Raw genomic sequence first — 11,391 nt, forward strand, 5'->3', positions numbered from 1 at the left:
TTCCGGCTGCATTTTTGCCGCATGCCGGTGTGCTGAAATGGGCAAGGTTTTCGCCGATATCGTGCCTTGCGCGGCCTCTTCGGCATGTTATTATCAGGCAACGGCAAGGCCTCCCGGCCTCCATGAATACCCATCCTATGAGAAATGCCAACATGACCAATAAACTGACTGCCCTGCGCCAGCTGACTACCGTGGTTGCGGATACCGGCGATATCGCAGCGATGAAGCTTTATCAGCCGCAAGATGCCACCACCAACCCGTCTCTGATCCTGAACGCCGCCCAAATCCCGGAATACCGCAAACTGATCGAAGAAGCGATCGCCTGGGCGCGTGACCAGAGCAACGATCACGATCAACAGATTATGGACGCCTCTGACAAACTGGCGGTCAACATCGGTCTTGAAATCCTGAAGCTGATCCCGGGCCGCATCTCCACCGAAGTGGACGCGCGCCTCTCCTATGACACCGAAGCGAGCGTCGCCAAGGCCAAGCGCCTGATGAAGCTCTACAACGACGCCGGCATCAGCAACGATCGCATCCTGATCAAACTGGCCTCTACCTGGCAGGGCATCCGCGCGGCAGAACAGCTGGAAAAAGCGGGCATCAACTGTAACCTGACGCTGCTCTTCTCCTTCGCCCAGGCGCGTGCCTGTGCCGAAGCCGGTGCTTACCTGATCTCCCCGTTCGTGGGCCGTATCCTCGACTGGTACAAAGCCAACGGTGAGAAGAAAGAGTTCGAATCCCACGAAGATCCGGGTGTGGTTTCCGTTACCGAGATCTACAAATATTACAAAGAGCATGGCTATGACACCGTGGTGATGGGTGCCAGCTTCCGTAATATCGGGGAAATCATTGAACTGGCCGGCTGTGACCGCCTGACCATCGCCCCGGCGCTGCTGAAAGAGCTGGCGGAAAGCGAAGGCACGCTGGAGCGCAAACTCTCCTACACCGGTGAGATCAAAGATCGTCCGCAACCGCTGACCGAGCCTGAGTTCTACTGGCAGCACAACAGCGACCCGATGGCCGTGGAAAAACTCACGGACGGCATCCGCAAATTTGCCGCGGATCAGGAAAAGCTGGAAAAAATGATCGCCGACCTGCTGTAAGGCCGGGCAAGGATCAGAAAAAGGCGGCCCCGGCCGCCTTTTTTTATGCCTGAAGGATCAGAATTCGTATACTTAAGCGAACAGAGTATGAGTAAAAGGTGAAGAATGAATACATTACGCATTGGTCTGGTGTCGATCTCCGATCGCGCCTCCAGCGGGGTTTATCAGGATAAGGGAATTCCCGCCCTGCAAACGTGGCTGGCAGCGGCGCTGACTTCGCCGTTTGTGGTGGAAACCCGCCTGATCCCGGATGAGCAGACGCTGATCGAACAGACCCTGTGCGAGCTGGTGGATGAGAGCGGCTGCCACCTGGTGCTGACTACCGGCGGCACCGGCCCGGCACGGCGGGATGTGACCCCCGACGCGACGCTGGCCGTGGCCGACCGGGAGATGCCGGGCTTCGGCGAACAGATGCGCCAGATCAGCCTGAACTTTGTGCCGACCGCCATCCTTTCCCGGCAGGTGGCGGTGATCCGCAAACAGGCGCTGATCATCAACCTGCCCGGCCAGCCGAAGTCGATCCAGGAGACGCTGGAAGGGCTGAAAGATGAGAGTGGAAAGGTAATTGTACACGGCATCTTTGCCAGCGTGCCTTACTGCATTCAACTGCTGGAGGGGCCGTATATCGAAACCGACCCTGCGGTGGCAGCAGCTTTCCGCCCTAAAAATGCAATCCGCGAAACAAAAAACTAAAGTTCAGCCTTTTCTGTCATAAGCTGCCCCGGCGCTGGTGTGTAAATAAATTGCCGATATAGTCATGTTAACTTTACAGACAATCGGCAATTTTTATTCTGGCCCGCGTGGTGAATTATGATCCCTGAAGAATCCCGTCGCCTTAACCGGCAAGATGTCAAAACCCTCTCCCTGGCAGCCCTCGGCGGCGCGCTGGAGTTTTACGACTTCATTATCTTCGTCTACTTCGCGGCAATCCTCGGCGATCTCTTCTTTCCGGCGCAGATGCCGGAGTGGCTGCGGCTGGTGCAGACCTTCGGCATTTTTGCCGCCGGCTATCTGGCGCGCCCGCTGGGCGGCATCATCATGGCCCATTTCGGAGATAAAGCCGGGCGGAAGAAGATGTTCAGCCTCAGCATCCTGCTGATGGCGCTGCCGACGCTGGCGATGGGCCTGCTGCCGACCTACGCCTCTATCGGCATCGCTGCGCCGCTGTTGCTGCTGTTGTTGCGGATGCTGCAGGGCGCGGCGATCGGTGGGGAAGTGCCGGGCGCCTGGGTGTTTGTGGCTGAGCATGTGCCGCGCCGCCATACCGGTTTCGCCTGCGGCACGCTGACGGCCGGGCTGACGGCCGGCATCCTGCTCGGGTCATTGGTGGCGGCCCTGCTGAACAGTGTGCTGACCCCAGAAGCGCTGGTGCAGGGCGGCTGGCGCATCCCGTTCTTCCTCGGCGGGGCATTCGGCCTGGGGGCGATGTACCTGCGCCGCTGGCTGAAAGAGACGCCGGTGTTCACGGAAATGCAGCAGCGCAAAGCGCTGGCGCAACAACTGCCGCTGAAAACCGTGCTGACGGCGCACCGGCGCGGGCTGGTCATCAGCATGCTGGTGACTTGGCTGCTCTCCGCCGGGATTGTGGTGGTGATTCTGATGACGCCCACCTTCCTGCAAAAACAGCTGGCCGTGCCCGCCGCGCTGGCCTTGCAGGCCAACTGCCTGGCGACGGTGGCGTTGCTGGTGGGCTGCATTGTGGCCGGGGCGCTGGCGGACCGCATCGGCGGCGGCAACACGCTGATCGGCGGCTCCCTGCTGCTGGGCGGCGGTTGCTGGGCGTTCTACCACCTCGCTTCGGCAGATGTTGTGACCCTGTTTGCCTCTTATATGCTGGCCGGGTTCAGCGTCGGGGTGGTGGGGGCGGTGCCGTTCGTGATGGTGCGCGCCTTCCCGGCGGAGGTGCGTTTTACCGGCATCTCCTTCTCTTATAATGTGGCCTATGCGGTGTTTGGCGGGCTGACGCCGATCTGCGTCACGCTGATGATGCGCGTGACGCCCATGGCCCCGGCGTACTACGTGCTGGCACTGGCGGTGATCGGCGTCGGGGTCGGGCTGGCGCTGAAGCGGCTCTCCCCGGTGGGCGCACCCCGCGCCGCGCTGGCGCAGGATTAAGCGCCTGCGGAAATAAAAAAGCCCTGAGAACCAGGGCTTTTTTTATGGTCAGGCCGGTTCGCCGATGGGCAGCACCGTGCGCCCGAACTGCTCTTTGAGTACCTCCGCCATCGCCAGATAGATGGCGCTCGCCCCGCAGACGATGCCTTCATACCCGGCAAGCCGCAGCAGGCCGGCATGGCCGGTGAGGTTGCCGATCGCCAGCATCGCAAACAGCAGCGTCAGGCTGGCGAAGACAAACTGCATCACCCGGTTGGCGCGCAGGGTGCCGAAAAACATAAACAGCGTAAACACCCCCCACAGCGCCAGGTAGCCGCCCAGCGTTTCGCCGTCGCTGGCCTGGGCCAGCTCCAGTCGCGGCAGCAGCAGAATGCCCACCAGGCTGAGCCAGAACGCGCCGTAAGAGGTGAAGGCGGTCATGCCGAAGGTGTTGCCCTTTTTGAATTCCAGCAGCCCGGCGAGGATCTGTGCCAGGCCGCCGAAAAACAGCCCCATGCTCAGCACAACGGCGGTCAGGGCGCAAAAGCCCGCATTATGGAGATTAAGCAAAATCGTGGTCATACCGAAACCCATCAGCCCAAGCGGGGCGGGGTTGGCGTAGTGCGTGGTGTGCATAGGTCCTCTGCATCACAAAAAGAGTGGGTAACCCGGTTTGAAAACGGGAAAAATGCCCCGATAACAGCCTCATCGGTGCAAGGCGCGCCATCATAATCAGCGGCAAATGGGCAAACATTGATCCGGAAAGGAAGAAAACGCATTTTTTTTTCATCTTTCCCCCTTGATGCCGTCGCGCTTGGCCCCATCTTATTTGCAACCGCAGTTGCTAATCGCGGGCAAGCCGGACATATCGGGCGTTGAAAACGAAGAAGCCGCCCGCATATCCATTAGCAACCTGATCGAATATGAATATTTAGTGGAGACGTTTAGATGGGCAAAATTATTGGTATCGACCTGGGTACAACCAACTCTTGTGTGGCAATCATGGACGGCACTCAGGCTCGCGTGCTGGAGAACAGCGAAGGCGACCGTACCACGCCTTCTATCATTGCTTATGCGCAGGACGGTGAGACCCTGGTAGGTCAACCGGCTAAACGTCAGGCTGTCACTAACCCGCAAAACACCCTGTTTGCGATCAAGCGCCTGATCGGCCGTCGCTTCCAGGACGAAGAAGTCCAGCGTGACAAAGGCATCATGCCTTACCAGATCATCAGCGCAGACAACGGTGACGCCTGGATCGACGTAAAAGGCCAGAAAATCGCACCGCCGCAGATCTCGGCTGAAGTGCTGAAAAAAATGAAGAAAACCGCCGAAGATTACCTGGGCGAGCCGGTTACTGAAGCGGTCATCACTGTCCCGGCTTACTTCAACGATGCACAGCGCCAGGCGACCAAAGACGCCGGCCGCATCGCGGGCCTGGAAGTCAAACGTATCATCAACGAACCGACCGCAGCAGCCCTGGCTTACGGCATGGACAAAGGCATGGGCAACCGCACCATCGCAGTCTATGACCTGGGCGGCGGTACTTTCGATATCTCCATCATCGAGATCGATGACGTTGACGGCGAAAAAACCTTTGAAGTGCTGGCGACCAACGGCGACACCCACCTGGGTGGTGAAGACTTCGACAGCCGTATGATCAACTACCTGGTGGATGAGTTCAAAAAAGAGCAGGGCATCGACCTGCGCAACGATCCGCTGGCGATGCAGCGCCTGAAAGAAGCGGCAGAGAAAGCGAAGATCGAGCTCTCCTCCGCACAGCAGACCGACGTGAACCTGCCGTACATCACCGCAGACGCGACCGGCCCGAAACACATGAACATCAAAGTGACCCGTGCCAAACTCGAGTCGCTGGTAGAAGATCTGGTGGCGCGCTCCATTGAGCCGCTGAAAGTGGCACTGCAGGATGCCGGTCTCTCTGTGTCTGAGATCAACGACGTGATCCTGGTCGGCGGCCAGACCCGTATGCCGATGGTGCAGAAAAAAGTGGCAGACTTCTTCGGCAAAGAGCCGCGCAAAGACGTCAACCCGGATGAAGCAGTGGCCATCGGTGCTGCGGTTCAGGGCGGCGTACTGAGCGGTGACGTGAAAGACGTGCTGCTGCTGGACGTTACCCCGCTCTCCCTGGGTATTGAAACCATGGGCGGCGTGATGACTCCGCTGATCACCAAAAACACCACCATCCCGACCAAGCACAGCCAGGTGTTCTCGACGGCAGAAGACAACCAGTCCGCCGTGACCATCCATGTGCTGCAGGGTGAGCGTAAGCGTGCCGCGGACAACAAGTCCCTGGGCCAGTTCAACCTGGACGGCATCCAGCCGGCACCGCGCGGTATGTCGCAGATCGAAGTCACCTTCGACATCGATGCCGACGGTATCCTGCACGTGTCTGCGAAGGACAAGAACACCGGTCGCGAGCAGAAGATCACCATCAAAGCCTCTTCCGGCCTGAGCGATGAAGAAGTGCAGAAAATGGTGCGTGAGGCAGAAGCCAACGCCGAGTCTGACCGTAAGTTTGAAGAGCTGGTACAGACCCGCAACCAGGCTGACCATCTGGTGCACAGCACCCGTAAGCAGCTGGAAGAAGCCGGTGACAAACTCTCTGCGGAAGACAAAGCCCCGATCGACGCCGCGCTGAAAGATCTGGAAGCGGCGCTGAAAGGCGAAGACAAAGCGGACATCGAAGCGAAAATCCAGGCGCTGGTGCAGGTTTCCGGCAAGCTGCTGGAAGTGGCCCAGGCTCAGGCCGGTGCGGCTGAAGGCCAGGCGACCGACGGTGCCAAAAAAGAAGATGACGTGGTTGACGCTGAGTTCGAAGAAGTCAAAGACAAAAAATAATCGCCCTTAAGCGGGCACAGCAGCGGCAGGGCCGGCAACCCGGTAGTGCCGCCGCTGTTGATAACCAGGCACGGGCGTCGGGGAAACTCTACGCCCGTGCACGCATGTTGAGGGCAGGACAACAGAATGGCGAAGAAAGACTATTACGAGATTTTAGGCGTTTCCAAAACAGCGGAAGAGCGTGAGATCAAAAAGGCCTATAAACGCCTGGCGATGAAATATCACCCTGACCGCAATCAGGGCGATAAAGAGTCGGAAGCCAAATTCAAAGAGATCAAAGAAGCGTACGAGATCCTGACGGACGCCCAGAAGCGTGCGGCTTACGACCAGTACGGCCACGCCGCCTTTGAGCAGGGCGGTATGGGCGGCGGCGCAGGCGGCTTCGGCGGCGGCGCGGACTTCAGTGACATCTTCGGCGACGTGTTCGGCGACATCTTTGGCGGCGGCCGTCGTCAGCGTGCCAGCCGCGGCTCCGACCTGCGCTATAACATGGAGCTGACGCTGGAAGAGGCAGTACGCGGCGTCACCAAAGAGATCCGTATCCCGACGCTGGAAGAGTGTGACATCTGCCACGGCAGCGGTGCGAAACCGGGCAGCTCCCCGGTCACCTGCCCGACCTGTCATGGTGCCGGTCAGGTACAGATGCGCCAGGGCTTCTTCACCGTGCAGCAGGCGTGTCCGCACTGCCAGGGGCGCGGCCAGATCATTAAAGACCCGTGCAACACCTGCCACGGCCACGGCCGGGTAGAGAAATCCAAAACGCTGTCGGTGAAAATCCCGGCAGGCGTGGACACCGGTGACCGCATCCGCCTGGCGGGTGAGGGTGAAGCCGGGGAGCACGGCGCACCGGCCGGCGATCTCTACGTTCAGGTGCAGGTAAAAGCCCACCCGATCTTTGAGCGTGAAGGCAATAACCTCTACTGCGAAGTGCCGATCAACTTCGCGATGGCTGCACTGGGCGGGGAGATTGAAGTCCCGACCCTGGATGGCCGCGTGAAGCTGAAAGTGCCGACAGAAACCCAGACCGGCAAACTGTTCCGTATGCGCGGCAAGGGCGTGAAATCGGTACGCGGCGGTGCCCAGGGCGACTTGCTGTGCCGCGTGGTGGTGGAAACCCCGGTCAACCTGAACGAAAAACAGAAACAGCTGCTGCGTGAACTGGAAGAGAGCCTTGGCGGCCCGTCCGGTGAAAACAACAGCCCGCGGTCGAAATCCTTCTTTGACGGCGTGAAAAAGTTCTTCGACGACCTGACCCGCTGATACGCCCACGCAGGTAATGTAAAAAAACCAGATGGTTAGCCATCTGGTTTTTTTTATCTCTGCGTTATACGCCCGCATGTTCTGCCGTTATTTACTTACTTCGGTTATCCCGAATCAAAGATGTCTTAAAAGCGACTTTTAACGATGAGTCGAAATGCGTACCCTTTGGGCTTCTGGTTTAACCTGATTATAAATATAAGGAAGGCACCCGTGCGTAACACCATCAGGCATTTTTTCAATATGGAAGCCTCAGGCGGCATTGTGCTGATTGTGGCGGCGATCATTGCACTTATCATGGCGAACTCGCCGCTGCATGAGACCTATTTATGGCTGATCAACACCCCACTGCCGCTGCATCTCGGCAGCTATGATCTCAGCCACTCTTCATTGTGGTGGATCAATGATGCCCTGATGGCGATCTTCTTCCTGCTGGTCGGGATGGAGGTAAAGCGTGAATTGATGGAAGGCTCGCTGGCCGGGCTGAACAAAGCCATTTTCCCGGTGATTGCGGCATTGGGCGGCATGATTGCGCCATCCCTGATCTATCTGCTGTTTAATGCCGGGGATGAGGTGACGCGTACCGGCTGGGCGATCCCGGCCGCCACGGACATCGCGTTTGCCGTCGGGGTAATGGCGCTGCTCGGCAGCCGCGTCCCCAACAGCCTGAAGGCGTTTCTGCTGGCGCTGGCGATCATCGACGATCTCGGCGCGATCGTGATTATCGCTCTGTTTTATACCTCCCACCTTTCACTGGCGGCGCTGGCGGGCGCGGCGGTGACCATCGCGGTGATGGCGGTGATGAACTGGCGCGGCGTTAACGCGCGCACGCTCTACCTGCTGCTGGGGGCGGTATTGTGGGTCTTTATCCTGCAATCGGGCATCCACGCCACGCTGGCGGGGGTGATTACCGGTTTCCTGATCCCACTGAACCACGGCCACAAGTTCTCGCCGCTGCGCGAGCTGGAGCACCAGTTGCACCCGTGGGTCTCGCGCCTGATCCTGCCGCTGTTTGCCTTTGCCAATGCCGGGATCTACCTGGGCACCGTGTCGCTGGCGGGGCTGTTCTCTGATCTGCCGCTCGGCATTATCGCCGGGTTGTTTATCGGTAAACCGCTGGGAATTACGCTGATCTGCTGGCTGGCGGTAAAAACCGGCATCGCCCGGCTGCCGGGGGACATCACCTTCAAACACATCAGCGCGGTGTCGGTGCTGTGCGGCATCGGCTTTACGATGTCGATCTTCATTGCCGGGCTGGCGTTCGGCCATGACGATCCGGTGCTGATCAACTATGCCAAACTGGGTATCCTGGGCGGCTCCCTGTTGGCGGCCTGTTTCGGTTACCTGGCCCTGAGCCGGGTGCTGCCGGCCAAACGCCCTGCCTGACGCACCTGCGTCCGGGTTACCTGCCGGCAGACAGGGCAGTCTGCCGGTTATGAGGCTCTGTCATGCGTATGTCTCATCTCAATTTTAATCACCTTTACTACTTCTGGCACATCTGCAAAGCCGGGTCGGTCTCCGGCGCGGCTGAGGCGCTGTTCCTGACACCCCAGACCATCACCGGCCAGATCAAGGCGCTGGAGGAGCGGCTGGGCGGCAAGCTGTTTAAACGCCAGGGGCGTGGGCTGGTGCCCTCTGAACTGGGGCAGCTGGTGTTCCGCTATGCGGATAAGATGTTTATGCTCAGCCAGGAGATGCTGGATATTGTTAACTACCGCAAAGAGCCGAGTATGCTGTTTGACGTCGGCGTGGCGGATGCGCTCTCCAAGCGGCTGGTCAGCCGGGTGCTGGAAACGGCGGTGGCGGAGCAGGGGCAGATTCATCTGCGCTGTTATGAGTCGACCCATGAGCTGCTGCTGGAGCAGCTGAGCCAGCACAAGCTGGACATGATCCTCTCCGACTGCCCGGTGGATTCCAGCCAGCAGGCGGGGCTGTTCTCACGGAAGCTGGGGGAGTGCGCGGTGGGCTTCTACTGCTGCGGGCCGCTGCCGTTGCAGCCTTTTCCTGAGTGCCTGCGCCACCGTAAGCTGCTGATCCCGGGCCGCCGGTCGATGCTGGGGCGCACCTTGCTCAGCTGGTTCAGCGCCCAGGGGATTCAGCCGGACATTCTCGGCGAGTTTGATGATGCGGCGCTGATGGCGGCGTTCGGCCTGCATAACCAGGCGATTTTTGTCGCTCCGGCGCTCTTTGCCGCCGAGATGCAGGGCACGATGCAGGTGCAGCAGTTAGGGCAGGTGGACTCGGTGAAAGAGGAGTATTACGTGATTTTCGCCGAGCGGATGATCCAACACCCGGCGGTGCAGCGCATCTGCCGGACGGACTTCTCCGCGCTGTTTAATAGCTGAAACCGGGGCACATCACCGGCATAAAAAAACCGGCAGGCGCCGGTTTCTTTTCAGCGGAATGCAGACGTAAAAAAACCGGCCTGAGCCGGTTTTTTCAACAAAGCAAACAGCGTAATGCGATTATTGCATTGCGTTGATTTGCGCAGTCAGGTTTGACTTATGACGCGCAGCTTTGTTTTTGTGGATCAGGCCTTTAGAAGCCTGACGGTCCACAAGGGGTTGCATTTCGTTAAATGCTTTCTGTGCAGTTTCTTTATCGCCAGTGGCGATAGCCGCGTATACCTTCTTGATGAAGGTACGCATCATAGAGCGACGGCTTGCGTTATGCTTGCGACGCTTCTCTGACTGTACGGCGCGTTTCTTAGCTGATTTGATATTAGCCAAGGTCCAACTCCCAAAATATTCTATTGAGGACAATTCAAAGGCCGAGGAATATGCCCTTTTAGCCTTCTTTTGTCAATGGATTTGTGCAAATAAGCGCCGTTTGTACGGCCGGCACTTGTTACGTTGTGATGGCGCAGGATTTTAACAGCTTCGTCCCGGGGAATACAGCCTTTCCCACGAAAATTCACCAGGCAGGCGAGAAAGGATTGAGAAAAGGCGCTAACCGGTTGTTTACATTCAGCCGCACCAGGCGAACCTGCCGCGGGGCGGCAGTAAAGGATTTTACCGCCTCCATAACTCCGGTATGGTAGGACATCCTACTAAACCCCCAATCGCGGGTTAACCTTAAAGGCTGTACAAGGTATAATCCGCCGATTTCCACTCTCTTGAGCCTGCTATGGAGCTTATTCGCGGCATTTACAATCTTCGGGCGCGCCACCGCGGTTGCGTGCTCACTATTGGTAATTTTGACGGCGTGCACCGTGGCCACCGGGCGTTGCTGGAGCAGTTGAAAGAACAGGGCGAACGGCTGGGGCTGCCGGTCACGGTGATGGTGTTTGAGCCGCAGCCGCAGGAGCTTTTTGCGGCGGACAAAGCCCCGGCGCGCCTGACCCGCCTGCGCGACAAAGCGCGCTATCTGGCTGAGGCCGGGGTTGATTACCTGCTCTGTGTACGGTTTGACCCGCGCTTTGCGGCCATGAGTGCCCAGTCGTTTGTCGCTGAGTTGCTGATGGAGAAGCTGGGGGTGAAATTCCTTACCGTGGGCGACGATTTCCGCTTCGGTGCCGGCCGCCAGGGGGATTTTACCCTGTTGCAGAAAGCCGGGGCTGAATACGGTTTTGCCGTGCAGAGCACCCCGACTTTCGAGGAGCACGGCCAGCGCATCAGCAGCACGGCGGTGCGCATCGCCCTGAAGAATGATGACCTGGCGCTGGCGGAGCGCCTGCTCGGCCACCCTTACAGCATCGCCGGCCGGGTCGTGCACGGGGACGCCCTGGGCCGCACCATCGGCTTCCCCACGGCCAACCTGCCGCTGAAGCGCCTGGTGGCCCCGGTCAACGGCGTCTACGCGGTGCAGGTATACGGCCTGGGGCCGCAGCCGCTGCCGGGCGTCGCCAATATCGGCACCCGGCCCACGGTGTCGGGCGTGCGCCAGCAGCTGGAAGTTCACCTGCTGGACGTTGCAATGAACTTATACGGGCGCCATATAGAAGTGGTGCTGAGCGCCAAAGTGCGTAATGAACAGCGGTTTGCTTCCCTCGATGCATTGAAACAGCAGATCGCCGACGATGTGGTGACTACCCGGAAATATTTCGGGCTGAAGGCACCGGTTTAACCTCTCTTGCCGA

The 11,391-nt window shown here is 59.0% G+C and carries 10 protein-coding genes; 8 read left to right on the plus strand and 2 right to left on the minus strand.

Going from position 1 to position 11,391, the window contains the following annotated elements:
* Positions 1 to 152: 152 nt before the first annotated feature.
* From tal to CYR32_RS05500, 3 genes are all read left to right on the plus strand, one after another.
* The gene (gene tal / locus CYR32_RS05490) at positions 153 to 1,106 is read left to right on the plus strand and encodes a transaldolase (RefSeq protein ID WP_101823542.1); all 954 of its coding nucleotides are present in this window, start codon (positions 153 to 155) and stop codon (positions 1,104 to 1,106) included.
* Positions 1,107 to 1,211: 105 nt separating this feature from the next.
* Entirely contained in the window at positions 1,212 to 1,799 is a 588-nt protein-coding gene (gene mog / locus CYR32_RS05495) for a molybdopterin adenylyltransferase (RefSeq protein WP_101823389.1), read from the plus strand.
* Between the two features lie 117 nt (positions 1,800 to 1,916).
* Positions 1,917 to 3,221, plus strand: coding sequence for an MFS transporter (locus CYR32_RS05500; RefSeq protein ID WP_101823390.1), 1,305 nt, complete (start codon positions 1,917 to 1,919; stop codon positions 3,219 to 3,221).
* 48 nt (positions 3,222 to 3,269) lie between these two features.
* Here the strand turns inward: CYR32_RS05500 and satP are convergent, their stop codons facing one another.
* Positions 3,270 to 3,836 (minus strand): acetate uptake transporter, encoded by a 567-nt coding sequence (satP, locus tag CYR32_RS05505; protein WP_101823391.1) that lies wholly within the window; start codon positions 3,834 to 3,836, stop codon positions 3,270 to 3,272.
* Positions 3,837 to 4,148: 312 nt separating this feature from the next.
* Here satP and dnaK point away from each other — a divergent pair, with 312 nt between their 5' ends.
* The 4 genes from dnaK (at position 4,149) to nhaR (ending at position 9,658) form a co-directional block, all read left to right on the plus strand.
* The gene (gene dnaK / locus CYR32_RS05510; protein WP_101823392.1) at positions 4,149 to 6,056 is read left to right on the plus strand and encodes a molecular chaperone DnaK; all 1,908 of its coding nucleotides are present in this window, start codon (positions 4,149 to 4,151) and stop codon (positions 6,054 to 6,056) included.
* Between the two features lie 126 nt (positions 6,057 to 6,182).
* The gene (gene dnaJ / locus CYR32_RS05515; RefSeq protein WP_101823393.1) at positions 6,183 to 7,316 is read left to right on the plus strand and encodes a molecular chaperone DnaJ; all 1,134 of its coding nucleotides are present in this window, start codon (positions 6,183 to 6,185) and stop codon (positions 7,314 to 7,316) included.
* 240 nt (positions 7,317 to 7,556) lie between these two features.
* Entirely contained in the window at positions 7,557 to 8,699 is a 1,143-nt protein-coding gene (gene nhaA / locus CYR32_RS05520; protein ID WP_241523758.1) for a Na+/H+ antiporter NhaA, read from the plus strand.
* 62 nt (positions 8,700 to 8,761) lie between these two features.
* Entirely contained in the window at positions 8,762 to 9,658 is an 897-nt protein-coding gene (gene nhaR / locus CYR32_RS05525; protein ID WP_101823395.1) for a transcriptional activator NhaR, read from the plus strand.
* A 120-nt stretch (positions 9,659 to 9,778) separates the two neighbouring features.
* Here nhaR and rpsT read toward each other — a convergent pair whose 3' ends face one another.
* Complete coding sequence (gene rpsT, locus CYR32_RS05530) at positions 9,779 to 10,042, minus strand: 30S ribosomal protein S20 (RefSeq protein WP_101823543.1); 264 nt, start codon at positions 10,040 to 10,042, stop codon at positions 9,779 to 9,781.
* Between the two features lie 397 nt (positions 10,043 to 10,439).
* Between rpsT and ribF the strand changes: the two genes are divergently transcribed.
* Positions 10,440 to 11,378: a bifunctional riboflavin kinase/FAD synthetase gene (gene ribF, locus CYR32_RS05535; protein WP_101823396.1), complete on the plus strand. Its 939-nt coding sequence runs from the start codon at positions 10,440 to 10,442 to the stop codon at positions 11,376 to 11,378.
* The last annotated feature ends 13 nt before the right edge of the window (positions 11,379 to 11,391 follow it).

This window comes from Chimaeribacter coloradensis (assembly GCF_002858715.1).
Lineage (GTDB): Bacteria > Pseudomonadota > Gammaproteobacteria > Enterobacterales > Enterobacteriaceae > Chimaeribacter > Chimaeribacter coloradensis.

Coding starts and splice junctions, on each gene's coding strand:
- tal (WP_101823542.1), top strand. CDS start 153: ATGACCAATAAACTGACTGCCCTGCGCCAGCTGACTACCGTGGTTGCG.
- mog (WP_101823389.1), top strand. CDS start 1,212: ATGAATACATTACGCATTGGTCTGGTGTCGATCTCCGATCGCGCCTCC.
- CYR32_RS05500 (WP_101823390.1), top strand. CDS start 1,917: ATGATCCCTGAAGAATCCCGTCGCCTTAACCGGCAAGATGTCAAAACC.
- satP (WP_101823391.1), bottom strand. CDS start 3,836: ATGCACACCACGCACTACGCCAACCCCGCCCCGCTTGGGCTGATGGGT.
- dnaK (WP_101823392.1), top strand. CDS start 4,149: ATGGGCAAAATTATTGGTATCGACCTGGGTACAACCAACTCTTGTGTG.
- dnaJ (WP_101823393.1), top strand. CDS start 6,183: ATGGCGAAGAAAGACTATTACGAGATTTTAGGCGTTTCCAAAACAGCG.
- nhaA (WP_241523758.1), top strand. CDS start 7,557: ATGGAAGCCTCAGGCGGCATTGTGCTGATTGTGGCGGCGATCATTGCA.
- nhaR (WP_101823395.1), top strand. CDS start 8,762: ATGCGTATGTCTCATCTCAATTTTAATCACCTTTACTACTTCTGGCAC.
- ribF (WP_101823396.1), top strand. CDS start 10,440: ATGGAGCTTATTCGCGGCATTTACAATCTTCGGGCGCGCCACCGCGGT.